This is a genomic window from Streptomyces chengmaiensis, assembly GCF_029846775.1.
GTDB classification, from domain to species: domain Bacteria; phylum Actinomycetota; class Actinomycetes; order Streptomycetales; family Streptomycetaceae; genus Streptomyces; species Streptomyces chengmaiensis.
Genome location: NZ_JARWBG010000002.1, coordinates 1 through 26,455, shown reverse-complemented (window position 1 = coordinate 26,455; position 26,455 = coordinate 1). Strand labels below are relative to the sequence as shown.

24 protein-coding genes and 1 pseudogene are annotated in these 26,455 nt (G+C 71.9%); 14 read left to right on the top strand and 11 right to left on the bottom strand.

What is annotated here, in order from left to right; all coding sequences use genetic code 11:
* The first annotated feature begins 285 nt into the window (after positions 1–285).
* The 9 genes from panC to QCN29_RS01845 all read left to right on the top strand — a co-directional run bounded on the left by panC (position 286) and on the right by QCN29_RS01845 (position 7,414).
* The gene (gene panC, locus QCN29_RS01885; protein WP_279926142.1) at positions 286–1,278 is read left to right on the top strand and encodes a pantoate--beta-alanine ligase; all 993 of its coding nucleotides are present in this window, start codon (positions 286–288) and stop codon (positions 1,276–1,278) included.
* On the top strand, positions 1,275–3,014 hold the full coding sequence (locus QCN29_RS01880; RefSeq protein ID WP_279925699.1) for an L-aspartate oxidase: 1,740 nt from the start codon (positions 1,275–1,277) through the stop codon (positions 3,012–3,014). Before panC ends, QCN29_RS01880 begins: the two co-directional genes overlap by 4 nt.
* 2 nt (positions 3,015–3,016) lie before the next feature.
* Positions 3,017–4,060, top strand: coding sequence for a carboxylating nicotinate-nucleotide diphosphorylase (gene nadC, locus QCN29_RS01875; RefSeq protein ID WP_279925697.1), 1,044 nt, complete (start codon positions 3,017–3,019; stop codon positions 4,058–4,060).
* Positions 4,060–4,857, top strand: a complete 798-nt coding sequence (locus QCN29_RS01870) for a type III pantothenate kinase (RefSeq protein WP_240134265.1) — start codon at positions 4,060–4,062, stop codon at positions 4,855–4,857. The genes nadC and QCN29_RS01870 overlap by 1 nt, the downstream gene beginning before the upstream one ends.
* A gap of 199 nt (positions 4,858–5,056) precedes the next feature.
* Complete coding sequence (locus QCN29_RS01865; RefSeq protein ID WP_279926141.1) at positions 5,057–5,671, top strand: hypothetical protein; 615 nt, start codon at positions 5,057–5,059, stop codon at positions 5,669–5,671.
* A 13-nt stretch (positions 5,672–5,684) separates the two neighbouring features.
* Entirely contained in the window at positions 5,685–5,858 is a 174-nt protein-coding gene (locus QCN29_RS01860) for a hypothetical protein (RefSeq protein WP_240134264.1), read from the top strand.
* 141 nt (positions 5,859–5,999) lie between these two features.
* The gene (locus QCN29_RS01855) at positions 6,000–6,395 is read left to right on the top strand and encodes a BlaI/MecI/CopY family transcriptional regulator (RefSeq protein WP_279925693.1); all 396 of its coding nucleotides are present in this window, start codon (positions 6,000–6,002) and stop codon (positions 6,393–6,395) included.
* Positions 6,396–6,404: 9 nt separating this feature from the next.
* Positions 6,405–6,926, top strand: coding sequence for an amino-acid N-acetyltransferase (locus QCN29_RS01850; RefSeq protein ID WP_240134262.1), 522 nt, complete (start codon positions 6,405–6,407; stop codon positions 6,924–6,926).
* Positions 6,927–7,081: 155 nt separating this feature from the next.
* On the top strand, positions 7,082–7,414 hold the full coding sequence (locus tag QCN29_RS01845; RefSeq protein WP_240134261.1) for a histone-like nucleoid-structuring protein Lsr2: 333 nt from the start codon (positions 7,082–7,084) through the stop codon (positions 7,412–7,414).
* On the opposite strand, the gene QCN29_RS01840 is transcribed toward QCN29_RS01845, so the two are convergent.
* A complete protein-coding gene (locus QCN29_RS01840; RefSeq protein WP_279925691.1) occupies positions 7,393–8,190 on the bottom strand; it encodes an SCO3374 family protein in 798 nt (265 codons plus the stop codon). The genes QCN29_RS01845 and QCN29_RS01840 overlap by 22 nt on opposite strands.
* Positions 8,191–8,632: 442 nt before the next feature.
* Between QCN29_RS01840 and QCN29_RS01835 the strand changes: the two genes are divergently transcribed.
* Entirely contained in the window at positions 8,633–11,158 is a 2,526-nt protein-coding gene (locus QCN29_RS01835) for an ATP-dependent Clp protease ATP-binding subunit (RefSeq protein WP_279925689.1), read from the top strand.
* A gap of 172 nt (positions 11,159–11,330) precedes the next feature.
* Here QCN29_RS01835 and QCN29_RS01830 read toward each other — a convergent pair whose 3' ends face one another.
* Positions 11,331–11,669, bottom strand: a complete 339-nt coding sequence (locus QCN29_RS01830) for a trypco2 family protein (protein WP_279925687.1) — start codon at positions 11,667–11,669, stop codon at positions 11,331–11,333.
* Positions 11,666–14,929 (bottom strand): NACHT domain-containing protein, encoded by a 3,264-nt coding sequence (locus tag QCN29_RS01825; RefSeq protein ID WP_279925685.1) that lies wholly within the window; start codon positions 14,927–14,929, stop codon positions 11,666–11,668. Before QCN29_RS01825 ends, QCN29_RS01830 begins: the two co-directional genes overlap by 4 nt.
* 460 nt (positions 14,930–15,389) lie before the next feature.
* Here QCN29_RS01825 and QCN29_RS01820 point away from each other — a divergent pair, with 460 nt between their 5' ends.
* Both QCN29_RS01820 and QCN29_RS01815 read left to right on the top strand, forming a co-directional pair.
* Positions 15,390–16,040: a M23 family metallopeptidase gene (locus tag QCN29_RS01820; RefSeq protein ID WP_279925683.1), complete on the top strand. Its 651-nt coding sequence runs from the start codon at positions 15,390–15,392 to the stop codon at positions 16,038–16,040.
* Between the two features lie 155 nt (positions 16,041–16,195).
* A pseudogene (locus tag QCN29_RS01815) lies at positions 16,196–16,307 on the top strand (inositol monophosphatase family protein); the annotation flags it as partial.
* Positions 16,308–16,475: 168 nt separating this feature from the next.
* Here the strand turns inward: QCN29_RS01815 and cseC are convergent.
* From cseC to QCN29_RS01785, 6 genes are all read right to left on the bottom strand, one after another.
* Complete coding sequence (gene cseC / locus QCN29_RS01810; RefSeq protein ID WP_279925682.1) at positions 16,476–17,864, bottom strand: two-component system sensor histidine kinase CseC; 1,389 nt, start codon at positions 17,862–17,864, stop codon at positions 16,476–16,478.
* Positions 17,865–17,946: 82 nt separating this feature from the next.
* Positions 17,947–18,657: a two-component system response regulator CseB gene (cseB, locus tag QCN29_RS01805; RefSeq protein WP_279925681.1), complete on the bottom strand. Its 711-nt coding sequence runs from the start codon at positions 18,655–18,657 to the stop codon at positions 17,947–17,949.
* 149 nt (positions 18,658–18,806) lie between these two features.
* Positions 18,807–19,490, bottom strand: a complete 684-nt coding sequence (locus tag QCN29_RS01800; RefSeq protein WP_279925680.1) for a hypothetical protein — start codon at positions 19,488–19,490, stop codon at positions 18,807–18,809.
* A complete protein-coding gene (locus tag QCN29_RS01795; protein WP_279925679.1) occupies positions 19,478–20,125 on the bottom strand; it encodes a SigE family RNA polymerase sigma factor in 648 nt (215 codons plus the stop codon). Before QCN29_RS01795 ends, QCN29_RS01800 begins: the two co-directional genes overlap by 13 nt.
* A gap of 204 nt (positions 20,126–20,329) precedes the next feature.
* The gene (locus QCN29_RS01790) at positions 20,330–21,346 is read right to left on the bottom strand and encodes an HhH-GPD family protein (protein ID WP_279925678.1); all 1,017 of its coding nucleotides are present in this window, start codon (positions 21,344–21,346) and stop codon (positions 20,330–20,332) included.
* Complete coding sequence (locus QCN29_RS01785; protein WP_279925676.1) at positions 21,297–22,070, bottom strand: phosphatase PAP2 family protein; 774 nt, start codon at positions 22,068–22,070, stop codon at positions 21,297–21,299. Before QCN29_RS01785 ends, QCN29_RS01790 begins: the two co-directional genes overlap by 50 nt.
* Positions 22,071–22,239: 169 nt before the next feature.
* On the opposite strand from QCN29_RS01785, the gene QCN29_RS01780 reads away from it, so the two are divergent.
* Positions 22,240–23,100: a hypothetical protein gene (locus QCN29_RS01780; RefSeq protein ID WP_279925674.1), complete on the top strand. Its 861-nt coding sequence runs from the start codon at positions 22,240–22,242 to the stop codon at positions 23,098–23,100.
* Between the two features lie 48 nt (positions 23,101–23,148).
* Here QCN29_RS01780 and disA read toward each other — a convergent pair whose 3' ends face one another.
* Together disA and radA are read right to left on the bottom strand one after the other, a co-directional pair.
* The gene (disA, locus tag QCN29_RS01775; RefSeq protein ID WP_279925671.1) at positions 23,149–24,273 is read right to left on the bottom strand and encodes a DNA integrity scanning diadenylate cyclase DisA; all 1,125 of its coding nucleotides are present in this window, start codon (positions 24,271–24,273) and stop codon (positions 23,149–23,151) included.
* Between the two features lie 44 nt (positions 24,274–24,317).
* Positions 24,318–25,760, bottom strand: a complete 1,443-nt coding sequence (gene radA / locus QCN29_RS01770) for a DNA repair protein RadA (RefSeq protein ID WP_279925669.1) — start codon at positions 25,758–25,760, stop codon at positions 24,318–24,320.
* Positions 25,761–25,992: 232 nt separating this feature from the next.
* Here radA and QCN29_RS01765 point away from each other — a divergent pair.
* Positions 25,993–26,455: RNA polymerase sigma factor (locus QCN29_RS01765; RefSeq protein ID WP_398859081.1), on the top strand; the 463-nt coding region annotated here is incomplete at its 3' end.

The window sequence follows — 26,455 nt, the reverse complement described above, 5'->3', positions numbered from 1 at the left end:
AGCCGGTCCGCGGCCGCCGAGAACGCGGCCGCCGAGTCTGCAAGCGCCGAGTCCGCGGGGGCCGAGTCCGCGGGGGCCGAGCCTGCAAGCGCCGAGTCCGCGGGCGCCCGGCCCGCGCCTGACGAGCCCGCCGCCGAGTCTGCGGCGGCTCGGTCGGCATCCGCCGGGGCGGGTGCGCAGCGGCCCGGGGACCGCGTGGCAGAGTCCCGTCCGGCAGCGGCGCGCCCGGCGCTCGCGCGTACCGCACACGACCTGCACACGCTGCAGGATGCGCACACCCGTCGCATGCCGCCGGGCGCCGCCGGGGCGCGCGCCGTCGTCATGACCATGGGCGCCCTCCACGAAGGCCACGCCGCTCTGGTCCGCGCCGCACGCCGCCGCGTCGGCCCGGACGGCTCGGTGACCGTCACCGTCTTCGTCAACCCCCTCCAGTTCGGCGCGGGGGAGGACCTCGACCGCTACCCCCGCACCCTCGACGCCGACCTGCGCACCGCTGAGGAGGCGGGCGCCGACGTGGTGTTCGCCCCGGTCGTAGACGAGGTCTACCCCGGCGGCGAGCCGCAGGTGCGGATCACGGCCGGCCCGATGGGCGAGCGCCTCGAAGGGGCGTCCCGGCCCGGCCACTTCGACGGCATGCTGACCGTCGTCGCCAAGCTCCTCCACCTCACCCGCCCGGATGTGGCGTTCTTCGGGCAGAAGGACGCCCAGCAGCTGGCGCTCATCCGCCGCATGGTGCGCGATCTGAACTTCCCCGCGGAGATCGTGGGCGTGCCCACCGTCCGCGAGGCCGACGGGCTCGCGCTCTCCAGCCGCAACCGCTATCTCTCCGCCGCCGAGCGCCACACCGCCCTCGCCCTGTCCCGCGCCCTGTTCGCGGCGCGTGACCGGCTCGCCGCCCAGCAGGCCCTGCACGCACGCGCGGAGGCCGGCCCGGCCGCGCCCGACCGGGCGGCCGCGCTGTCCGCGATCGGCGAGGCGCGGGCTGCGGCCGACGCGCACGCGGTGGCGTACGCGGCCCCGCCCGGCGGGGCCGACGCCGTGCGCGCCGCGGCCCGGTTCGTCCTGGACGAGGCCGCCAAGGCGACCCCTCCGCTCGCGCTGGACTATCTCGCCCTCGTCGATCCGGCCGACTTCGCGGAGGTCCCGGACGGCCACGAGGGGGAGGCGATCCTCGCCGTCGCCGCCAAGGTCGGCACCACACGCCTCATCGACAACATGCCCCTCTCCTTCGGCGCCCCGTATCCCCAAGCCCCCTTGACCCCTGGAGCCGTCCAGTGACCGGAATACGGCTGAACGCCCCCGCTCCCGGCTGGGCCATCGAGGCCGACGTCGTCGTCGTGGGCTCCGGGGTCGCGGGCCTGACGGCCGCGCTGCGCTGCGCCGCGGCCGGGCTGAGCACGGTGGTGGTCACCAAGGCACGGCTCGACGACGGCTCGACCCGCTGGGCCCAGGGCGGCATCGCGGCCGCCCTCGGCGAGGGCGACACCCCCGAGCAGCACCTCGACGACACCCTCGTCGCGGGCGCCGGCCTGTGCGACGAGGAAGCGGTGCGGACGCTGGTCACCGAGGGGCCCGGCGCCGTGCGCCGGCTGATCGCCTCCGGCGCGCGCTTCGACACCTCCGCCTCCGGCGAGATAGAGCTCACCCGCGAGGGCGGCCACCACCGCCGCCGCATCGCCCACGCGGGCGGCGACGCGACCGGCGCGGAGATCTCCCGCGCCCTGGTCGACGCGGTGCGCGACGCCGGTCTCCGCACCGTCGAGAACGCCCTGGTGCTGGATCTGCTCCTCGACGCGGAGGGCCGCACCGCGGGCATCACCCTGCACGTCATGGGCGAGGGCCAGCACGACGGCGTGGGCGCGGTGCACGCCCCGTACGTGGTCCTGGCCACCGGCGGCATGGGCCAGGTCTTCTCCGCCACCACCAACCCGGCCGTCTCCACCGGCGACGGCGTGGCGCTCGCGCTGCGCGCCGGCGCGCAGGTCTCCGACCTGGAGTTCGTGCAGTTCCACCCGACCGTCCTCTACCTGGGGCCGGACTCCGAGGGCCAGCAGCCGCTGGTGTCGGAGGCGGTGCGGGGCGAGGGCGCGCACCTCGTCGACGCCGACGGCGTCCGCTTCATGGCCGGGCAGCACGAACTGGCCGAGCTCGCCCCCCGCGACATCGTCGCCAAGGGCATCATGCGCCGCATGCAGGAGCAGGGCGCGACGCATATGTACCTGGACGCGCGCCACTTCGGCGCCGCGATGTGGGAACAGCGCTTCCCCACGATCCTGGCCGCCTGCCGCAGCCATGGCGTCGACCCGGTCACCGAGCCCGTTCCCGTCGCCCCGGCCGCCCACTACGCCTCGGGCGGAGTGCGTGCCGATCTGCACGGCCGGACCACCGTGCCCGGCCTGTACGCGTGCGGGGAGGTCGCCTGCACCGGGGTGCACGGAGCGAACCGCCTCGCCTCCAACTCCCTCCTCGAAGGCCTGGTCTTCGCCGAGCGGATCGCCGAGTCCATCGCCGCGGAGCACGCTTCCTCGCCCGGCGTACGGCGCTGGCCGGCCGAGATCGCCGAACCGTCCCTGCTGCCCCTGATCGCGCCCGAGGCCCGCGCCGAGATCCAGCGCGTCATGTCCCACGGCGCGGGCGTGCTGCGCTCCGCCGCGAGCCTGGCCGGGGCCGTACGGGAACTGGAGGCCGTCCACGCGAACGCCGTGCTGGCGCAGCAGGGCGCGGCGAACGGCCCCGGGGTCCTCGGCGGCAAGTCCGCCGAGCCAGGGGTCGAGTCCTGGGAGACCTCCAACCTGCTGTGCGTGGCCCGGGTGCTGGCGACCGCCGCGCTGGAGCGCGCCGAGACGCGCGGATGCCACTGGCGGGACGACCGCCCCGGGCGGGACGACGAGACCTGGCGCCGCCATCTCGTCGTACGCCTCGCTCCCGACCGCAGCCTGGTCGTCACCCGCACCGAGGGCACCGCCTTCCCCCCGACCGTCCCCACCGTCCGCCCAGCCCCCAGGGAGCGATAACCGTGAGCAGCAGCAGTACGCCGACCCCGGAAGAACGTCCGCACCCGGAGCCGGTGGACGTACCCCTGGTTCGCATCGGCGGCGCCGACGACCCCGGTGAGGCCGGCGACGGCTGCGGCTGCGCGTCCGGGGGCGACGGGGCCGATCCGTATGAGTGCGGGCTCGACCCCGCCCTGGCCCAGCTCCTCGCGGACGCCGGGCTCGACCCGGTCCAGGTCGAGGACATCGCGCATCTCGCCATCGCCGAGGACCTGGACCACGGCGTTGACGTCACCACCGTCTCCACCGTCCCCGAAGACGCCGTCGCCACCGCCGACTTCACCGCCCGGGAGGCCGGGACCGTCGCCGGGCTGCGGATCGCCGAGGCCGTGCTGTCCATCGTGTGCACCGAGTCCTTCGAGGTGGAGCGGCACGTCGAGGACGGCGAGCGCGTCGAGGCGGGCCGGAAGCTGCTGTCCGTCACCGCGCGCACCCGCGATCTGCTCACCGGCGAGCGCAGCGCCCTCAACATCCTGTGCCGCCTCTCCGGCATCGCGACCGCCACCCGCGCGTGGGCGGATCTGCTGGAGGGCACTTCGGCGCGGGTGCGCGACACCCGCAAGACCACGCCCGGCCTGCGCGCCCTGGAGAAGTACGCGGTGCGCTGCGGGGGCGGCGTCAACCACCGTATGTCCCTGTCCGACGCGGCGCTGGTCAAGGACAACCACGTGGTCGCGGCGGGCGGGGTGGCGCAGGCGTTCAAGGCGGTGCGCGAGCGGTTCCCGAAGGTTCCGATCGAGGTCGAGGTGGACACGCTGCACCAGTTCCGCGAGGTGCTGGACGCGGGCGCGGACCTGATCCTGCTGGACAACTTCACCCCCGCCGAGACCGCCGAGGCCGTGGCCCTCAACCACGGGCGCGCCGCGCTGGAGTCCTCGGGCCGACTCACCCTCGACAACGCGCGCGCCTACGCGGAGACCGGCGTGGACTATCTGGCGGTCGGCGCGCTCACCCACTCCTCGCCGATCCTCGACATCGGCCTCGACCTGCGTGAGGCTGACCGCTGATGCTGCTCACCATCGATGTCGGCAACACCCACACGGTGCTGGGCCTCTTCGACGGCGACGACATCGTCGAACACTGGCGCATCTCCACCGACTCGCGCCGCACCGCCGACGAACTCGCCGTGCTGCTGCAGGGACTGATGGGCATGCACCCGCTGCTCGGCGAGGAACTGGGCGACGGCATCGAGGGCATCGCGATCTGCTCCACCGTCCCCTCGGTGCTGCACGAACTGCGCGAGGTCACCCGCCGCTACTACGGCGACGTCCCTGCGGTCCTCGTCGAGCCCGGCATCAAGACCGGCGTGCCGATCCTGATGGACAACCCCAAGGAGGTCGGCGCGGACCGCATCATCAACGCGGTCGCGGCCGTCGAGCTGTACGGGGGCCCCGCGATCGTCGTCGACTTCGGCACCGCCACGACGTTCGACGCGGTGAGCGCACGCGGGGAGTACGCGGGCGGGGTGATCGCCCCGGGCATCGAGATCTCGGTCGAGGCCCTCGGCGTCAAGGGCGCCCAGCTTCGCAAGATCGAGCTGGCCCGCCCGCGCAGCGTGATCGGCAAGAACACCGTGGAGGCGATGCAGGCGGGCATCGTCTACGGCTTCGCGGGCCAGGTCGACGGCGTGGTCGGCCGTATGCGCCGGGAACTGGCCGCCGACCCCGACGACGTCACGGTCATCGCCACGGGCGGCCTGGCGCCGATGGTTCTCGGCGAGTCCTCCGCCATCGACGAACACGAGCCCTGGCTCACCCTGATCGGCCTGCGCCTGGTCTACGCCCGCAACGTCTCCCGCCTCTAGCCGGGGCTTGGCCCCAGACCCCGTTTCCGGGGGCTCCGCCCCCGGACCTCCGGCTCCTCCATCGCCGGAGGGGCTGGATGGTGCGGGGCCTGCCCCCGCTGCAGAACCCCGGCACGCCCACCCACCCCAATTAAGCCGATTTTGTCCGATTAGCTCGTATCGTCGGTTCATGCCCACGCCATACGGATCCCGCGGCGGCATGGCCTTCGGCCCCGACGAGCTATGTGTGCTCCGACGCGCCCTCGCCATCGCCCTCCATCCCGTTCCCCTCGACGACGAGGACGTGCAGGACTGTCTGCGGTTGGCCGAATCCGTGGACGAGGCGGTCCGCGAGGCCGGCAGGATGCGCGACTTCCTCCTCGCCGACCTCGCCCGCTACCGCGCGGCCCTCCCCGGCTCCGCGGTCGGCTATCTGGAGCTCCTCCAGGGCGCGCTGGCCGCCGGGTACGATCCTCGCCCCGAGGATCTGGCCGGGTTGCGCACCCTGCGCGGCCGGCCGTCCGCTGCGGCGCTCCTGGAGCGCTGCCAGGCGCTCGCCGAGCAGTCCGCAAGGGCCCGGCTGGCGAGTCGCACGGCCCCGGTCGACTCCGCCCCCGCCCCCGCCGCCCGTGACCGCCGCGGACATCTGCTCGCGCTGCCCGGCGGGCGCGCCGCGGACGGGGACAAGAAGCCCAGACCGCAGCCCCAGCCGCAGACCCAGCCCCGCCCCAAACCCAAGCCGCAGCCCGGCGAGCGTCCGGTCCCCAAGCCGTCCGAGGTGTTCCCGCCGCGTCGCCGCCCCACGCCCCCGCCCGCGCAGCGCGCCGCCGGATAGCTACTCTGGGGCCATGGACTACGTATCCGCTCTCCTGCCGCCCGTGGTGATGGCCGTCTTCTTCACCGCGCTGGTGGTGACGATCGTCAAGAGCCAGGGCGGGCCCAACAAGGCGAAGGAGGACGCGGCCGTGGACGCGGCGCTCGCCCGCGCCGAATCCGCCCGTCAGCCCGGCACTGCCGACTGAGACCGCGCCGGGCCTGCCTGCGGGCGTCCGAGCGGCACAGGATGTACGGCCGATACTCGGCCGTACATCCTTTTTGTCTCATTTGTCATGACTGTTAGGTCAATGGCCTGACATTCTTAGATCTCCCACTATGGTGGCGATGTGCCCCGTCAATTGGGAGACCTTGAAGACGCCGTCATGACGCGGATCTGGCAATGGAACCGTCCGGTCACCGTCCGGGAAGTCCTGGAAGACCTTCAGCAGGAACGGTCCATCGCCTACACCACGGTCATGACCGTAATGGACAATCTCCATCAGAAGGGCTGGCTGCGCCGGGAAGTCGAGGGCCGTGCCTATCGATATACCGCCGTCTCCACCCGCGCCGCCTACTCCGCCGCACTGATGAACGAGGCGTGGTCCCAGAGCGACAACGCCGCGGCCGCCCTTGTCGCCTTCTTCGGCATGATGTCGCCCGAGCAGCGTGAAGCCCTGCAGGCCGCGCTGCGCATCGTCCGGGGCGACGGGCCCGCCGACGGCGCGGATGCGCAGGAGCGATAGCGTCGGGCCATGTCATATGACCCAGCAAATGCCATCACCGTCCGGCGGGCCCGGACCAGCGATGTGCCGGCCGTACGCCGGCTCGTCGATCCGTACGTTCGTGAAGGCATCCTGCTCGACAAAGCGACCGTCACGCTTTACGAGTCCATCCAGGAGTTCTGGGTGGCGGAACGTGACGCGGACGCCGCCGTCGTCGGCTGCGGGGCGCTGCACGTCATGTGGGAAGACCTCGCGGAAGTCCGCACACTCGCCGTGGACCCCGGCCACAAGGGGCACGGCATCGGCCATCAGGTGCTCGACAAGCTGCTGGGAACCGCCGGCTGGCTCGGAGTGCGGCGGGTATTCTGCCTCACCTTCGAAGTGGACTTCTTCGGGAAGCACGGCTTCGTCGAGATCGGCGATGCTCCGGTCGACGGAGATGTCTACAGCGAGCTGCTGCGTTCCTATGACGAGGGCGTCGCCGAGTTCCTCGGGCTCGAACGAGTGAAGCCGAACACCTTGGGTAACAGCCGCATGCTTCTGCATCTGTGATCGCCCCGCCGGAAGCGGTGCGACTCGGAACCCTATGTCCGAATCGCGTATGTTTCCCGCGTTCCCCGGGTTCTGAACCTCCCCCGGGGGTTTGAGTTTTCCCGGGAAAAGCGGTTTCCTTTCCTCGTACTGCATTTTCGATGAAAGGAAATCCGGTGGCACAGAAGGTTCAGGTCCTTCTTGTCGACGACCTCGACGGCGGCGAGGCGGACGAGACGGTGACGTTCGCGCTGGATGGCAAGAGCTACGAGATCGACCTCACGACCGAGAATGCGGACAAGCTCCGTGACTCGCTGGCCGACTTCGTGAAGGCGGGCCGCAAGACCGGCGGCCGCAGCAGCGGTCGCGGCAAGGGCCGCAGCGCCTCCTCCGCCAGCAACGACACGGCCGCAATCCGCGCCTGGGCGAAGGAGAACGGCTACAACGTCAACGACCGCGGCCGGGTCCCCGCCGACATCCGCGAGGCCTACGAGAAGGCCAACGGCTGAACAGCCTGCGGCTGACCATTTCCGCGGGGTGTATTCGCACGGCTGGCACCCCTGGAAGCACCACCCCCCACGGCGCTGTTCCTCGTACGCCGCAAACGGGCCCGGAAGCACTCCGTTGCGGCCACGCCCACCACGCGTACGAGATCGGGCGTCAATGCGAGATCGGAAGCCCCGACGCGGTCGGGGCAGCGCACAGCGGCGGCTTCGCCGCGGGACCCCACGCCCGCGCGGCCGCCCGGGAGCCCGCCGCCGGGCCCGAACGGGGCAAGGGCAGGCAGCAGCGGCTCCATGGCGCATCCCGGTTCGGGGGGCCGCAGCCACACGGCGGCCCCCCGTGAAACGGCCCGCTCCGACGGCGCGGGCCATCCGGGCGGCGGGGGAGCGGCCATCCGCCCGCCCGCTCCCAGCGCGGTCAGGGCCAGATCGACGCCGCTCCATTCCAGCCAGTCGAGGAGCCCCGGCAGCTCGTCTGCTGCTCCCGGGGCCACCAGAAGCCGCACACGGGCCCCGGCGAGGGCGACCGGCCCCGGCAGGCCGGTCCGCTCCAGGAGGGCCGCCCCGGCGTCCGAGGGCAGCTCCAGGACGTCGAAACGCAGGCCGGTGACCAGATGCACCGCGCCGTCTCCGGATGCCTCCACGGCCCAGCCCAGCTCGTTCTCGTACCACCGGGCCCACCGGGCCTGCCGCGTCCGCTGTGGCCGCCGCGCCCGTCCGGAGGGGCCGCCGGCGCCGCTCGCCGCCGCGGGCGTGCGGGGGAGCGGAAGGGTGAACGCCATACTCGGGGAACTCTCACGGGTCCTTTTGAGTTACGCAGGGTGTGCGGGACATTGCTCAGGGTGCCTGCCCCCGAGTGGGGGAGGCGCCCGAAGGCGGATCGGCAGACGCAAGGTTGTTCGCCCGTAGCGGAGGGAACCCGTGTGCGCCGCATGGACTGTCAGTGCGAACGGGTAAGACTTACCTAGTGGGGAGGGGCGACAGACCCGCAGGGACGTCTCGCGTTCGCCATCGGCGTACAGATGGTGAGGCTAACCGCTTGGCCTGCGGGAACATCGTCTCGCACCATCAGGTTGGAGCAGTTGTCGGCGTTCAGGGGTCAGGAGGCCACAGACGGGTGTCGGCAGTTGGAATGAGCGGTCCCCGCTCGCGGGACTAAGCTGCGGAAGGACAGGGAGGGGATCGACCCCTTTACTGACTGACCGCTCTGAGGAGCGATTAACGATGTTCGAGAGGTTCACCGACCGCGCGCGGCGGGTTGTCGTCCTGGCTCAGGAAGAAGCCCGGATGCTCAACCACAACTACATCGGCACCGAGCACATCCTCCTGGGCCTGATCCACGAGGGTGAAGGTGTCGCCGCTAAGGCCCTGGAGAGCCTCGGGATTTCGCTCGAGGCGGTCCGCCAGCAGGTGGAGGAGATCATCGGCCAGGGCCAGCAGGCCCCGTCCGGGCACATCCCCTTCACTCCCCGTGCCAAGAAGGTCCTGGAGCTGTCGCTCCGCGAGGCCCTTCAGCTGGGCCACAACTACATCGGCACGGAGCACATCCTGCTGGGCCTGATCCGTGAGGGCGAGGGCGTGGCCGCCCAGGTCCTCGTGAAGCTCGGCGCCGATCTCAACCGGGTGCGGCAGCAGGTCATCCAGCTGCTCTCCGGTTACCAGGGCAAGGAAGCCGCCACCGCGGGCGGCCCGGCCGAGGGCACGCCCTCGACCTCCCTCGTCCTCGACCAGTTCGGCCGGAATCTCACCCAGGCCGCACGGGAGTCCAAGCTCGACCCGGTCATCGGGCGCGAGAAGGAAATCGAGCGGGTCATGCAGGTGCTGTCCCGCCGCACCAAGAACAACCCGGTCCTCATCGGCGAGCCCGGCGTCGGCAAGACCGCCGTCGTCGAGGGGCTGGCGCAGGCCATCGTCAAGGGCGAGGTGCCCGAGACCCTCAAGGACAAGCACCTCTACACCCTCGACCTGGGCGCACTGGTCGCCGGCTCCCGCTACCGCGGCGACTTCGAGGAGCGCCTGAAGAAGGTCCTCAAGGAGATCCGCACCCGCGGCGACATCATCCTGTTCATCGACGAGCTCCACACCCTGGTGGGTGCGGGCGCCGCCGAGGGCGCGATCGACGCCGCGAGCATCCTGAAGCCCATGCTGGCCCGCGGCGAGCTGCAGACCATCGGTGCGACGACGCTCGACGAGTACCGCAAGCACCTGGAGAAGGACGCCGCGCTGGAGCGCCGCTTCCAGCCCATCCAGGTCGCGGAGCCGTCGCTGCCGCACACGATCGAGATCCTCAAGGGTCTGCGCGACCGCTACGAGGCCCACCACCGCGTCTCCATCACCGACTCCGCGCTGGTCGCCGCCGCGACGCTGGCCGACCGGTACATCTCGGACCGCTTCCTGCCGGACAAGGCGATCGACCTGATCGACGAGGCCGGCTCCCGGATGCGCATCCGCCGGATGACCGCGCCGCCGGACCTGCGCGAGTTCGACGAGAAGATCGCCGGCGTCCGCCGCGACAAGGAGTCCGCGATCGACTCGCAGGACTTCGAGAAGGCCGCCTCGCTGCGCGACAAGGAGAAGCAGCTCCTGGCCGCCAAGGCGAAGCGCGAGAAGGAGTGGAAGGCCGGCGACATGGACGTCGTCGCCGAGGTGGACGAGGAGCTGATCGCCGAGGTCCTGGCGACCGCCACCGGCATCCCGGTCTTCAAGCTCACCGAGGAGGAGTCCTCCCGGCTGCTGCGCATGGAGGACGAGCTCCACAAGCGCGTCATCGGCCAGAAGGACGCCATCAAGGCGCTCTCGCAGGCCATCCGCCGTACCCGCGCCGGCCTGAAGGACCCGAAGCGCCCCGGCGGCTCGTTCATCTTCGCCGGCCCGTCCGGCGTCGGTAAGACCGAGCTGTCCAAGACGCTCGCCGAGTTCCTCTTCGGCGACGAGGACGCGCTGATCTCCCTCGACATGTCGGAGTTCAGCGAGAAGCACACGGTGTCGCGCCTCTTCGGCTCCCCGCCCGGATACGTGGGCTACGAAGAGGGCGGCCAGCTCACCGAGAAGGTGCGCCGCAAGCCGTTCTCCGTCGTCCTCTTCGACGAGGTGGAGAAGGCTCACCCGGACATCTTCAACTCGCTGCTGCAGATCCTGGAGGACGGTCGGCTGACCGACTCCCAGGGCCGGGTCGTGGACTTCAAGAACACGGTCATCATCATGACCACCAACCTCGGCACCCGGGACATCTCCAAGGGCTTCAACCTGGGCTTCGCCGCCCAGGGCGACGTCAGGACCGGCTACGAGCGGATGAAGGCGAAGGTCAACGAAGAGCTGAAGCAGCACTTCCGGCCCGAGTTCCTCAACCGTGTGGACGACACGGTCGTCTTCCACCAGCTCACCGAGGACGACATCATCCAGATCGTCGACCTCATGATCGCCAAGGTGGACGAGCGGCTGAAGGACCGCGACATGGGCATCGAGCTGAGCGGTGAGGCCAAGTCCCTCCTTGCCAAGCGCGGCTACGACCCGGTCCTGGGCGCCCGCCCGCTGCGCCGCACGATCCAGCGCGAGGTCGAGGACGTGCTCTCCGAGAAGATCCTCTTCGGTGAGCTTCGCCCCGGTCACATCGTCGTCGTGGACACCGAAGGCGAGGGTGAGGAGAAGAAGTTCACCTTCCGCGGCGAGGAGAAGTCGGCGCTTCCCGACGTCCCGCCGATCGAGCAGGCAGCGGGCGGCCCTGGCCCGAACCTCTCGAAGGACGCGTGACGCCCAGGCGTCGAGCGGCTGAGTGAAAGGGGCTGCCCCGGACCGTCCAAGACGGTCCGGGGCAGCCCCTTTTGCCCTTCCGCCATGTCCTGTTGCACGCCGAATGCGGCGGCGACGCGCGCGCGGCATGAACACGGCCGCGGGCGGCCGTGTTCATGCCGCCACCGCCACGTCACTGTGCCCCGCGGCCAAACCCGGAGATGTCGGCCGTGCGCGGGTTGCCGACTTTGAACGGCCCGGATGATTCCGCAGCGACGGGTTTGAGGGTGAAGGCCACCTTGTGCGTGTGGCCCGTCGTACGGGCGCCGTCGGCGCCGGCTTCCACCACCCAGGCCTTCACCTTCGTTCCGCCCTTGACCTCCTTGCGGAGTTCCAGCGTGAACTCCATCTGGATATCGCCGACTTCGAAGTCGAGCGTCTGGCCGGTTCCGCGGACGGCTGCTTCGAGGAGCTGGTCGCGGATGGACTGGATGGCGTCGGCGAGCTCGATGCCGTCGAATTCGCTGCTCATGTGTCCCCCTGTGTGGTGTGGACGGTTATCGGAACCTCCAGAGCGTCTGCTCCGGTGAGATGGAGACGGGTCTGCGCGGAGTGGCGGATCTCGACGGACAGTCCCGGTATGCCGCGCAGCGGCGTCAGGTCCAATTCCTGGCCGTTGACCTTCCCGATCTTCAGCTGCAGACGGAGCAACGACGGGAACACTCTTGCCAGCGCCGCGGTGTCGACGGGGAAGTCCACTCCGCTCAACCGCAGTTCGGTGATGCGCGGACACCGGTCGGCCGAATCCCAGTCGAAGGGCCCCCAGATGTAGTTGATCCACAGGCGGCGCAGGCCGTGAATGGCCCGGGCGGCATTCACCAGCGAGGGCACGTGCTCCGGGGTGTCCGCGATGAGGTGCTCGATGCTCCCCCAGCGCAGTAGGTCCGCGGTGCGAATCGGGTCGTGTCCGGTGACGCGCAGCGTGCCGACCCTCGGATAGGGGCCGGGGACCGCCAGTGTTCCCGAGTCGACCGTCAACACGTCGAATGAGCGGTCGGCGATGTCCGCAAAGGTGGACAGCCCTGTGCAGAAGGCGAGAGTCACGGCCGTGATGGAGGGACGATCGGCGAGGAATCCGAGAGTGGTCAGCTCGCGGTTGCGGTACACCGACAGGCTCTTCACACCGCTGCGCGGCAGATATGCGTCAAGTGCGTCCGGGGTGCAATGGCCGCGCACATTCAGCCGGGGCGTCGGCGTGCAGTAGCGGAGCGCGGCCAGTTGCCCGGCGGTGGAGACTTCCACGGTGAAGTCGTCCATACGCAGCCGGGACAGCACCTGACGCGCGTATGCCGCGGGCGGAAAACGGCTCCAGGCCCGGGCGAGTTCCGCCCGCACGCCGCGATCCGGGTGCCCGATGAACTCCGTCAGCCGCTCCAGGCCTGCCTCGTCATCGCCCACCTGCGCGATGATCTGGATGACGTTGCGGAGGTGGTCGGGGCCGATGTCCTCGGACGCCGCGTCCGACGGGCCCGGCAGCAGCGGCAGCACACAGGGGCCCAGGGCGATCAGGTCGACCACGTCTCTGATGTCCTTCGGCGGCATCAGCGCCCGGATGCGGTCCTCGGTCGCCGTGCGCGTCCGGTCGTCGAGGTAGATCGCCGCCGCGGCGCAGTGGGCCGCCAGCAGATACAGCGCACGGCGTTGTCCCGCGTCCTCGGAGGTGTCGCCCAGCCCGCCGAGGCGGTCGATCAGCAGCCCCGCCCTGCGGCGGTCGAGATGGCCTGTGGACAGCCGGATGACGTCCTGCCACTGCTCGTCTCCGGCGCGGCGGAGAAGTTCCTCCACGCTGTCGGTCTCGGCGAGTTCCTTGGCCGCGAGATAGTCCTGGAAGGTGCGGTGGATGAACTGCAGGACGCCCTGGCTGCGCTCCTGGAGCAGACCGCTGCGGTTGAGCAGATGGGACAGGATCCGTTCAGGTGTGCCCTGGCGGGCCACCTGCGGCATGCCTCGGACGGCCTGACGGATCTGGTGGACGGCCTGGGCGTGGGTGAGCTGGGTCTGCCCGCCCCGCACAAGCCATACCGCGATGTGTTGCAGGAGGAGTTTGTGCTGTTCCACGCCGATGGTGACGCCCTCGACGGCCCTCACTCCGCGCCGCTTGTCGCGGTTGCCGAGGAGCATGTCGAGACCGGCGTGGTACAGCTGCCAGCGGGTGTCCGGGAGATCGCCCTCCCGCTTGCGGTGCAGCGCGCAGATCACGGCGCACAGCAGCGGCGTGCGGGCGAGGTCGCGCAGGGCGTGGCTGCGGCGGAACTCCGTCAGCAGGCTCTTCTCCAGGGCGTGCAGCCGCCGCCCCGCCGCCGCGGCCCGGTGGCGGTCGCCCAGGGCCGCGTACTCTCCGCGGGCCGCCGCGTGCCAGGAGGCGACGAACGCGCCGATGTCCTGATCGCTCATGGGGAGCAGCAGCAGTTCGGAGAAGCCCTCCGAAGTCAGCCAGTGCCTCTCCACCGCTCCCGGCCGCACCGTGGCCAGACAGCGGTTGTCGCGGTACAGGGCCAGCAGCCGGGTCAGCCAGGCGCGGGCTTTCGGGCGGTCTTCCTGGGGGAGTTCATCGAGCCCGTCGACGAGGATCAGGGCGCGGCCCGCCTCCAGTACGCGTTCTGCCCAGCCGTCGGGGGCCGGTCCGACCGGCAGCTCGGCGGCGCGGTGCAGCTGGTCCGGGGCGGGGAAGCGGTCTCCGTCGGCGTGGACGGTGCGCATCGGGATGACGAAGGGGACAAGGCCGTTGAGGGCGTCGAGCTTGCGGGGGAGGGTGCCGCAGGCGGCGTGTGAGGCGAGCCACCACACAAGGGTGGTCTTGCCCGCACCGGCCTCCCCGCGCAGCAGGGTGCGGGGGCGGGCGCCGAGCAGATCCTCCACGCGCTGCGGGAGTTGGGCCCTGTCCCAGGGCCGGTCGGCGGCAGGCTCCGCGTCCGTCGCCTCCAGACTCAGATAGGCGTTGTCCAGGTCCCAGCCGGACTCCTGGACGCCGAGCTCGTCGATGCCGAAGATCTCCGTCCTGCGGTACTGGGCCCGGAGGCCGGCCGCGTATCTGTTCTCGAAGGGCGCGTCCCCCGGGTCAAACCCGGAGACCTTCTCGAGCGCGGGCAGGCGGTTGCGGATCGACGCCGGGACGGCGGAGGCGGCCCCTTTGGAATCCGGGCGCCGCCATGCGGCCTTGACCGCTTCGACGGACACCGTGCGGAGCTGCTGCTGTCGTTCGTCCGCGGCCGCCTCCGAGACCAGGCCGATGAGCACGGCGCCCGCGAAGACCGGCGAGCCCGAGAGCCCGGCCAGCGGGGACTCGTCGCGTCGTACGGATCCGGGGGAGTGGTCCAGCCAGAGCGTGAGAGCTCCCCGTAACCGTCCCATCGCGGGCAGCACCGTGCCCGTGTACTGGCCGAGGTCCAGCCGGCCGTCATCCCCGTACCGCTGGCAGCCGGGGAAGCCGATGGTCTGGCAGTGCGGCAGCGGGGCGTCCTTCGTCAGACGTCCCCAGCGGAGCCGGGGGAGGTCCGGGACCACCGGCCGGTCCGCGGCGAGCAGGGCCGCGTCGCAGGATTGCGGGGATCCGGTCCACAGGACGGTGCAGCGGATCGCGCCCGAGTGTCCGGGGTGGGCGACCGAGGCCCGCACCTGCTGTTCGCCCAGCAGATGCGCACTGGTCAGGACGAGCCGGGGGCCGAGCAGCACGCCGGTCCCCTGCCGCTCGCCGAGCACCGCCACGACCCTGCGGGAGACGGCGTGCTCCACAGGACCCCACCCCCTGTTCCCACCCCTGATGGAGATCGAGATTAGCCGCGACGCCTGGGTGGCGGGGGGTGAATCCGTGACAAGGCGCACAGGCCCGAGAGGGCCTACTAGCCGGGGTAGTGCGCCTGGGCGCGGCTCGCCCGCCGCCTTCGGGGCCGGTGCGGGCGCAGCTGCCGGGTCCCGTGTGCCGTCCAAGGTCAATCCATCCCTGATGTCCTTTTCGGGCCGTCCTGTCAGGGGTTTAAACCTCATTGAGTGGGGATTTTTCCGGGTCCCTCCTTATAGGTGATGGTGCGGCGGACAGATGTCAATGGCGTGGATTACCCCGCCTTGCGCTACGACGGAACGTCGTAGATGGGGTGTTTGGGACAAAGCGGAGGTACGGGTTACCAAGGGATGGCCAACCCGCCCGGCGCTCCGCACGCGCCGGGCCCGCCTATGCCCCCGGAGGTCATCCCGTATGTCGAAGCGCGTCACGAACCCCGCCCGTACCGCCATCGCCGCCCTTGTCGCAGGGATGGGGGTGTCGGCCGTGCTGGGGAGCGGGGTCGCCTTCGCGGGGGAGCCCGCGGTGAGCAGCGGCTCGCCCGTCAGCGCCGTCGCGAGCGCCGTCGCCGCTCAGGCGGAGGCCCAGGCCAAGGCCGCGAAGGCGACCGCCGAGGCCGCCAAGAAGGCCGAGGCCGCCGCCAAGAAGGCCTGGCAGAAGCCGGTCAGCAAGTACACGCTGACCGCCACCTTCGGCAAGGCCGGCAACATGTGGAGCAGCAACCACTCCGGCCAGGACTTCGCCGTGCCCGTAGGCACCAAGGTCAGTGCTGTGGGCAGCGGCACCGTCGTCAAGGCCGGCCCGAACGGCGCCGGTGACGGCCCTGCCTACGGCAACGCCGTCGTGATCAAGCACGACAACGACACCTACTCCCAGTACGCGCACCTCTCCCGCGTCGATGTGAAGCCGGGCCAGAAGGTGAAGGTCGGGCAGCGCATCGCCCTCTCCGGCAACACCGGAAACTCCAGCGGCCCGCACCTGCACTTCGAGATCCGCAAGACCCCGAACTACGGCTCGGCCATCAACCCGGTCAAGTACCTGCGCTCCGAGGGCGTCAGCATCTGACGGACGCGGTCGTCGGCGGCGGAGCGCCGCACTGGCACCCGGCTGCTGCGCGGTCCCGGCCGGCGGATTCCCCGCCGACCGGGACCGCGCTTCCGTATCGCCACGGCGACTGTGAGAAGTCATGAGAGGGGCCTCTCGCGACAGGCAGCGGGGCCCGCAGCCGTCAGGCGGATCTCGCCCGGCAGCTGATCCCGCCTGCGGGACATCCGGCGCGGCGGCTCCGCGGCGGTGGACCTGTGCGATGTGGCCGCCGGACGGCCGGACGGGCCGCCGCCCCGGCGGCCTGCGGTGCGGTGCTGTGCTGTGCTCGGCGGGTTACCGGCCGCGGTGTGGCATGGCGCGCGGTGGGGTCACTGGCTGCGGTGTGGCCTGGCGCGCGGCGGGTCACTGGCTGCGGTGTGGCCTGGCGCGCGGTGGGGCACGGCCTGCGGTCGGCTACGGCCGCCGATGTCGATGTCGCTGCCGGCGATCGCCGTCGCCGTCGCCGCCGCCGCCGTCGCCGTCGGCAGGCGGCAGCACCGCAAAGCTGCCCGTGTTCGTCGGCGCATGCTCCGGCAGCCACAGCACCGCGACCGCGCCGCCCGCCCCGTCCTGTGCCGCCGCCCCCTCCGGGGCGGCGTTTGCGTTGCGGAAGGTCAGCCGCGCCCCGAGGACGCGTGCCTGGCCCTCCGCGATCGTCAGACCCAGGCCATGGCCCTGCCCGGCCCGGTCGCTGGCGCCGGTGCGGAACCGGCTCGGCCCCTCCGCCAGCAGTTCCTCGGGGAAGCCGGGTCCGTGGTCGCGTACCCGCACCACGCGGCCCTCGACCGTGACCTCGACCGGCTGCTTGCCGTGTTTGGCGGCATTGGCCAGCAGATTGCCGAGGATCCGTTCCAGCCGCCGTGGATCGGTGTTCACATACGACTCGTGCACCACACAGACCACGGCGTCCGGCGCCAGCACCGCAACCCGGCGGGCGACGAACTCGCCCAGCGCGATCTCCTGCAGTTCGGCCCGCTCCGACGCGCTGTCCAGCCGGGCCACCTCCAGCACGTCCTCGACCAGGGTTCGCATGGCCTGCGCCCGGTCCCGCACCAGCTCGGCCGGGCGGCCGGGCGGCAGCAGCTCCGCCGCGGTCAGCAGGCCGGTCACCGGAGTCCGCAGCTCATGCGCGATATCCGCGGTGACCCGGCGCTCGGCCTCGATGCGCGCGTTGAGCGCGTCGGTCAGCGCGTCGACGGCGCGGGCCAGCTCATCCGTCTCATCGCGGACGACCCCGCCGATCGCGTCCCGCACCCGTACGTCCGTATTGCCCTGGGCCACGTTTCCGGCTGCGGCTGCGGCCTTCCGCAGCCGCCGCGACAGCGAGCCGCCGATCAGCACACCGAGCGCGCAGCCGCCGAACACCACCGAGACCGAACCGATGATCAGCGCCCGGTCGAGCGCCTGGATGATCGTGGCGCTGCGGCCGGCGAACTGGCTGTGCAGCGAGAGCACATCGCCGTTGGACAGCGGCACCGCCGCCCATATCTCGGCCGGCCCCTCGGCCGGCTCGTGCACATAGGAGCCGCGCCGACCCTGCCGCACGAGCTTCTGGAGGTCCTTGGGGACGGCCGGATCGTTGATCTTGGTGTTGAAACGCGGGTCCTTGTTCTTTGACTGCTCGTACCAGCGCTGCGCCAGCAGCACCCGGTCCATCTGGACGTCGCGCGCGTTGTCGAGCATCGAGACGCGGGCGGCGTTGTGCACGACCAGGCTCAGAGTCATGGCGACGAGCGCGCCGACGCCCGCGATCGCGATGCTGATCTTCCAGCGGACACCGGTGCGCAGGGTGGGCTTCCTCATGCCGCACGCCTCCGCGCGGCGGCCCTGCGCCTCCACGGGGCCGTACGGCTCCGAGGGGCGGCCGGGCGCGGCCGTATCGCTCTCATCCCTTGAGCTTGTAGCCGAAGCCGCGGACCGTTTCGATCCGGTCCTGCCCGATCTTGGTGCGGAGCCGCTGGACATGGACGTCCACGACACGGGTGTCGCCGCCCCAGCCGTACTCCCAGACCCGCTCCAGCAGCCGGTCCCGGGACAGCACCGTGCCGGGCGCGGCGGAGAACTCCAGCAGCAGCCGCATCTCGGTCGGCGTCAGTGCCACCGGCTCGCCGCCCTTGCGCACCTCCATGCCCTCGGTGTCGACCTCCAGATCGCCGAAGACGAGCACCCCGCCCTGGCTGCTCTGACGCCCCGCCGCGGCCGGCTCGCCGCCCGTCGCGCCGCCCGCGTGCCCGAAGCGCCGCAGCACCGCGCGGATACGGGCGACCAGCACCGCGCCGTCGAAGGGCTTGGTGACATAGTCGTCGGCCCCGGCCTCCAGACCGAGGACCACGTCGATGGAGTCCGCGCGGGCCGACAGCATGATCACGGGGACGGTGGACTCATCGCGGATCCGGCGGCAGAGGCTGACCCCGTCCAGGCCCGGCACCATGACATCGAGCAGGGCGATGTCCGGCCGGTTCGCCCGGAACGCCGCCAGGCCCTGCAGGCCGTCGGGCATGGCGGTGACCACGAAGCCGTCCCGCTCCAGCGCGAGCTGGGTGGCCTCGCGGATGACGTCGTCGTCCTCGACGAACAGGACATGGGTCTCGGCCATCCGGCTGCTCTCTGCTCTCTTGTTCTCTCGGTCGCCGGTCGTTTCACGCCGGTCGTTTCACGCCGGTCGTTTCACGCCGGTCGTTTCACGCGGGTCGTCTCACGCTCCGGTCGGGTGTGTCGGTCCGGATACGTCGGTCGTCCGGCGGTTCAGCGGTCGTCGAACTCGGGCACCGGCTCGGTCGCGATCACCTCGCCGCCGCCGACCGCCGTGCTGAACTCGTTGCGCACCCAGTGCTCCTGCGCGAACTTGCCGTCCTGCCAGCGGTAGGTGGTCACCTCCTGGCCGGACGGCTGGGCCACGGGGTCGCCCTTGGCGTACACCTGCCGGGTCACCACCAGGTCGCCCCGGTCGATCGCGGCGTACACAGCGGGTTCCTCCGCGGCGAAGACATTCTCGTACCTCTCGCCGTTCTCCCGGTACACATACGTGCCAAGGCCGACCGCGTCGCCGCACGTCAGCACATTGACCACCACGTCGGGCGACGAGCCGCCGGTGAGGTTTCCGTACGACGTGTCCACGGGGAACAGATCGCGGCCGCAGGGCCGCAGATCCTCCTTGACCCGGGCGCTGACCTTCGGGTCCGCCTTGAGCAGCGCCACCGCGTCCACGGTCCTGTTCGCCTTGCCGGTCCCGAAGGACGGCGTGGCGTCCGGGGAGGGGGCGGCGGTCGCGGCGTCGGAGTGCGCCGCTCCCTCGTCCTTCACCCCGGTCCCCCCGGTTGCGCAGCCGGCGGCGAACAGGACGACGGCGGCGAGCCCGGCCGTCGCCGCGCTGCCCGCCGCCCATCTCGCCGTCTCAGCCCGGGAGCCGCCGTCCACTAGGCCGCACACCGCTCCCGCCCCTGTTCCCCCAGCACCCGATCACGCCCCTGTCCGTGTCCCTGTCCCCGGCGGCGGCCGCCGCCCTGCCCGGGGACGCGTGACACCGCGTCCACATCGTCACGCACTGCGACCCCGGCGTCCAGCTCCCGTTCCCGGCGCTCCAGCTCCTGGCGGAGCCGCGCCAGCGCCCGGTGCAGCGTGCTCTTCACCGTACCGGCCGACATACCCAGCGCCGCAGCGGTCTCCTCGGTGCTCATCTGCTCCCAGTGCCGCAGCACCACCACGCTGCGCTGCTTCGGAGCCAGCACCTTCAGCACGTCCATCAGCAGGGCGCGGTCGGCGCGCTGTTCGCTGCCGTCCTCCACGCTGGCGTCCGGGAGCTGCTCGGTGGGCACCTCCTCCAGCTTGCGGGCGCGCCACCACTCGGTGCGCGTGTTGATCATCACGCGGCGCAGATAGGCGTCGGCCAGCGACTTGTCCGCTATGCCGTCCCAGCGGCCGTAGGTGCGGGCGAGGGCGGTCTGGAGCAGATCCTGGGCGTCGACCGGGTCGGGGACCAGACGGCGGGCGCTGCGCAGCAGGGCCTCCTGCCGGGTGCGTACGTACTCCTCGAACTCGAGCACCTCGCCGTTCGTCTGCGCCATTCCAACCGCCTCCGTCCCCGTGACACGCCGTGCGCTCGCCGGCTGTCGCTGTCGTTCGCTTACCTGGGGGGAGAAGTTACGGAGGCGTTGTCACGAGGTTGTCCGAAGCGGCCGTCGGCGGACGCACGGGCATCCATCGGTTGTGTAACAGGCCCGCCGACAGACTCGGCGGGGCGGGGGCGGGGGGCCGCTTCTCAGGTCAGGTCAGGTCAGCGGAAGGCGGTACCGGTCACCGTCCAGCGGCTCCACGAGGCCGTCGGCGACCAGCCCGTCCAGCGCCCGTGCGCGCTGCACGGGCTCGTTCCAGACGGTGTCCAGCGCCGACCGCGGGACCGGTTCGGTCGCGTCCCGCAGCACCGCCAGCAGCCTGCCGCGCACCTGCCGGTCCGTTCCGGCGTAGGTCTGGCCGCGGCGCGCCGGGCCCTCGTGGGCGGGCTTGCCCGCCAGCCGCCAGGCGCAGCGGTCGGCGATCGGGCAGCGCCCGCAGTCCTCGCTCTTCGCCGTGCACACCAGCGCCCCCAGCTCCATGGACGCCGCCGCCCAGCGTGCCGCGGCAGCCTCGTCGTCGGGGAGCAGCGCGCGGGCCAGCCGGCGCTCGGCGGCCGTCGTCGCGTTCGGCGGGTACTGGATGCCGGTCGCGGCCCGTGCGAACACCCGGCGCACATTGGTGTCCAGGACCGGATGCCGCTGCCCGTACGCGAACGAGGCCACGGCGGCGGCCGTGTACTCGCCGATCCCGGGGAGCGCCAGCAGCTGGGCATGGTCGCGCGGGACGTCGCCGCCGTGGCGTTCCGTTATCGCCTGGGCGGCTCCGTGCAGACGCAGGGCACGGCGCGGATAGCCGAGCCTGCCCCAGGCGCGCACGGCCTCTCCGGAGGGCGAGGCGGCCAGGTCCGCGGGACGGGGCCAGCGGGCGAGCCACTGCTCGTACACCGGCAGCACACGGGCGACCGGCGTCTGCTGGAGCATGAACTCGCTGACCATCACGCCCCAGGCGCCCGCCTCGGGGCGTCGCCAGGGCAGATCGCGGGCATGCCGGTCGAACCAGGCGATGACGGAGGTGTGCAGCGACGCGGGGTCGGCGACGGACGGACCGGCGACGTGCGGGTCGGCGGACGGACCGGCGACGTGCGGGTCGGCGGATGAGGCGGCGACGCGCGGGCCGGCGTCCTCAGCGGTGGAGTGAGTCACGGTGGCGTTCGTGGCGTTCGTGGTGTTCATGTCCTTCCGATCCTGGCATGTCCGCGGGAGCGTGCGCCTGCTGCCGCGCGGACGCCGCGCCCGACGCCGTACGGGAAGCGGCGCGGGACGGGGCCCTGCGTGCGGAGGCGGGGCCGGGGCCGGCGAACCAGACCACGATCCCCGCGCGGCTCGTCCGCATCGTCGTCGTCAGCGCTGCCGCGGGGCCGGCCAGCGCCATGACGCACCCCGCGGCGACGGCGGCGCCCAGCAGCAGGCCCACGGCCACATCGTGCGGATAGTGGACCCCGACGAAGACGCGGGAGAACGCCATCAGCAGCGCCAGTGGCGCGGTGAGCAGCGCGATGCGCAGCCTGAGCGGCCAGGCGAGGACGATCGCCGCGGCGGCCGCGCCGGCGATCGCCGAGTGGTTGCTGGGGAAGGACCAGTCGCCGTACGGCGGGCAGGTCGCCAGCGAACCGGCCGCCTCGACGACCGTACGGCACGGACGCTCCTCGTCCACCAGGGACTTCAGCGACTCGCTGACCACATAGCCGACGGCGGTGGCGAGCGGTGCGAGGACGGCGACGGCGAACGCCCGGGCGTCGGCGCGGCGTGCGCGCCGCCAGGCGACGACGAACAGCACCGCGAACAGCAGCAGTCCCGCGTCGGTGAAGATCTCGGCGAACTGCTGCACCCAGGCGGGTGTGCTGTGGGCGAAGTCGGTGATGTCGCGGTAGAGGCCGCGGGTGATGCTGCTGTCCATGGTCGACGACCGTACGCGGTCGCCGCGGCCGTTCGCCCGGCGCCATCGGCCGGAACGGCCCTTGACGAAACAGAGGGTGACGAAAGGTGTGGCGGGGAGCCGGAGTTCCGGGGAAAGTCGGGCGGTGGGTGGGGCCGGAGTTGCCACAGATCTCTCGTAGAGTTTGACCGTGGGATCTCTGCGCAATCCGATCGGGCCGCTTCCCTCCTCCATCTACTGGCGACGGAGGGCAGTCGCGGCGGCGTTGTTCGCGCTGGTCGTGCTGCTGGCCGTATGGGTCGTCAGCTCCTTCGGGGGCGGAGGCGGTGACGGGAGCAAGGACGACGGCAGGGCCGGAGGCGCCGGGAAGCCCACCCCTTCGACGATCACGCCGGGTCCCTCCGGCTCCGGCCCCGCGATCAGCCAACAGCCGGGCGGGCGGGACGAGTCCGGCGACTCGGGGGCTGCAGAAGGCGCGAACGGCTCGAATGGTTCGAACGGTTCCGGTTCTGGCTCCGGTTCAAACTCCGGTTCCAGCGCCGGTTCCGGCCAGGACGGCGGCAGTGGCGAGGGCGGCGGCGCGACGGGCGGCGGCGCGGCAGGCGAGCGTGTCCCGGCGGGCTCCAGCCTGCCCCAGTGCGCCCCGGAGGCGCTGAAGTTGACCCTGCGCAGCGTCAAGGTCTCGTATGAGCCGGGAGAGAAGCCCCGCTTCCAGCTCGTCGCCTCGAACGCCTCGGGGGCGGCCTGCAAGAAGGACTTCGGGCCCCGGGCGGCCGTGGTCACGGTCGTCGACGCCACCGACGGCAAAAACGACACGGTGTGGTCCACCGAGGACTGCCCGAGCCGCGCGGGCCTGGAGTCCGGGAGCCTGCTGCTGAAGGTGCCCGCGCGCGCGAGCATCACCCACACCGTGGAGTGGGACCGCAAGCGCAGCGAGCCGCAGTGCGCCACCCCGCCGCCGGGGGCCGTGCCGCCCGGCAACTACCTGGCGGAGGCCCGGGTCGGGGGAGTGAAGGTGCTGCCGGCGCCGTTCCGGTTGGAGAAGGACTAGGGCGGGGCGGGGGAGACCCCCGCCCGCGCCCCTGGACGGGTCCAAGCCTCAGACGTACCGCTCCAGGATCGAGGACTCCGCCAGCCGCGACAGCCCCTCCCGCACACTCCGCGCCCGCGCCTCGCCCACGCCGTCGACCGCCTGGAGGTCGTCCACGCTCGCGGCCAGCAGCTTCTGCAGTCCGCCGAAGTGCTCCACCAGCCGCTCGATGATCGCGCCCGGCAGCCTCGGCACCTTGGCCAGCAGCCGGTAACCGCGCGGGGAGACCGCCGAGTCCAGCGTCTCCGGCGAACCGCTGTAGCCCAACGCGCGGGCCACCGTCGGCAGTTCCAGCAGCTCGGTATGGGTGAGCGAGTCCAGATCGGCGAGCGCCTCGGAGACCGTGCGGGAACGCTTCGCCGTGGGCTCGGGCACATAGTCGCGGGCGACGAGCTCCCGCTCGGGCTCCACCCCGGCGATCAACTCGTCGAGCTGGAGGGCGAGCAGCCGGCCGTCCGTGCCCAGCTCGACCACGTACTCGGCGATCTCGGTGGCGATCCGGCGCACCATCTCCAGCCGCTGCGCCACCGCCGAGACGTCCCGGACGGTGACCAGGTCCTCGATCTCCAGCGCGGAGAGGGTCCCGGCGACCTCGTCGAGACGGAGCTTGTAGCGCTCCAGGGTGGCCAGCGCCTGGTTGGCCCGGGACAGGATCGCGGCGGACTCCTCCAGGACCCGGCGCTCCCCGTCCACGTACAGCGCGATCAGGCGCATCGACTGCGACACCGAGACGACCGGGAAGCCGCACTGCCTGGACACGCGGTCCGCGGTGCGGTGGCGGGTGCCGGTCTCCTCGGTCGGAATGGAGGCGTCCGGCACCAGCTGCACCCCAGCGCGGTGGATCTTGGTGATGTCCTTGTCGAGGATCAGCGCGCCGTCCAGTTTGCACAGCTCGCGCAGCCGCGTCGCGGTGAACTCCACATCCAGCACGAAGCCGCCGGTGCACATCGACTCGACGGTCCGGTCCATGCCGAGGACGATCAGGCCGCCCGTGTTGCCGCGGAGGATGCGCTCCAGGCCGTCCCGCAGCGCCGTGCCGGGGGCGACCGCGCTCAGGGCGGCGCGGATCAGCGCTTCGTTGCCGGAGCCTCCGCCGGACTTTCCGGGTGCTGCTGCCCGGTCGTTGGCTGCCACTGCGCTCCTCCGGCTCGTACGGACAGGCGAGACCAGGGCAAAGTCTACCGGCGCGCATCCGCCTGGAGGGGGGCCTCTGCGCGCTCGGTGCCCGCGGAGGCCCGGGAACCGGCTTTGCGGCCGCGCGGGAGCACCCGGAGCGCGTCCCCCATGTCGGCGACTTCCGTGACCTTCATCCCGGGTGGGACCCGGCCCGGATCGGCCGGAACCAGGGCATGGGTGAAGCCCAGCCGGTGCGCCTCGGACAGCCGCCGCTGCACGCCCGTGACGCGTCTCACCTCCCCCGCGAGGCCCACCTCGCCGATCGCCACCAGGTTCTTCGGCAGGGGGGTGTCGCTCGCCGCAGAGGCGAGCGCGAGCGCGACGGCGAGATCCGCGGCGGGCTCGGAGAGCTTCACCCCGCCGACGGTGGCGCTGTAGATGTCCCGCTTGCCCAGGGCGGTGATCCGGCCGCGCTGCTCCAGGACGGCCAGCATCATCGAGACGCGCGAGGTCTCCAGGCCGGAGGTGGTGCGCCGCGGGGAGGGGATCTGGGTGTCGACCGTCAGTGCCTGCACCTCGGCCACCAGGGGGCGGCGGCCTTCGAGGGTGACCGTGAGACAGGTGCCGGGGACGGGTTCGTCACGCCGGGTGAGGAAGAGGCCCGAGGGGTCGGCCAGCCCGGTGATGCCCTCGTCGTGCAACTCAAAGCAGCCCACCTCGTCCGTGGCCCCGAACCTGTTCTTCACGCCGCGGACGAGACGCAGCCGCGCATGCCGGTCGCCCTCGAAGGAGAGCACCACGTCCACCAGGTGCTCCAGCAGCCGCGGTCCCGCGATCGCGCCGTCCTTGGTGACATGGCCCACCAGGAGCGTGGCCATCCCGCGCTCCTTGGAGGCGCGGATCAGCGCGCCCGCGACCTCGCGCACCTGCGCCATGCCGCCCGGGGCGCCGTCGATCTCCGGGGACGCCACGGTCTGCACCGAGTCGAGGATCAGCAGGGACGGCTTGACCGCGTCGAGGTGGCCGAGGACTGCGGACAGGTCAGTCTCCGCCGCGAGATAGAGGGAGTCGTGCAGTGCGCCGATCCGGTCGGCGCGCAGCCGGACCTGCCCGGCGGACTCCTCACCCGTCACATAGAGCGTGCGGTGGTCCTCGGCGGCGGCCTTGGCCGCGACGTCGAGAAGCAGGGTCGACTTGCCGACGCCCGGCTCGCCGGCGAGCAGTGCCACCGCCCCCGGCACCAGACCGCCGCCGAGGACCCGGTCGAGCTCTGGCACGCCGGTGGAGCGGGCGGCGGCCTGGCGGCCGTCGACCTGGCCGATGGGGAGCGCGGCGGCGGTGACCCGCCCCGCGGCGGTGGTGCGGACGGCGGGCGCGCCGTACTCCTCGACCGTGCCCCAGGCCTGGCACTCGGGGCAGCGGCCGAGCCATTTGGCGGTCGTCCAACCGCACTCGGTGCAGCGGTAGGACGGCCGGTCCTTCGCGGATTTCGTACGGGCAGCCATGCGCCAAACCGTAGCGGGACCCACCGACAGTCCGGTCCCTCGCCCGGTGTCTTCCGGCTCCCCTGCCCGGACCGTGTGAGGCTGCGGACGACCGTGGGGTCGGCGGGCAACCGCGTAACGCACGAGCCGGGAGCAAATTCGCGTTACTCCTTTGGGTGACCTGTTCACCCGTAATGATTAAAAGCATTCAAGGGGTGCGAAGCGGGTGTGCTTCTGGCCCTACGGTCGCGGCGTGACGAGCAGCAGGCTGGAACCACCCACGCACACCAGCGGCGCGCACCGGGCGCACGGGCGCCCGAGCCGCACCAAGGGGCAGCGGGCGTCCGCGGCGGCGCGGCACAAGCGCTATGAGCCGTATCTGGACGGCCTGTTCACCTACTGCCTCTCCATCATGTGCGACCACGACGCCGCGACGGCGCTGCTCGGCGATGTGCTCGCCATCGCCGAGCGCCAGCGGGGCCGTTGCCCGTCCGACGAGGCGGGGCGGAAGGCGTGGCTGTACGCGCTGGCACGCTGGGCCTGTCTGCGCCGGCTGGCCGAGCAGCGGCGCGAACGTCAGCGGCAGGCGTCGGCCGCACGCCAGGGGGCGCACACCGGGCGGCGCCCGGCGTGCTCCCCACACGCAGCGAGGGGCGCGCGCCCGTCGGTCTCCGGGGAGCCGCCGGCGGCCGCCGCCCGGGTGCGGGCCGCGGCCG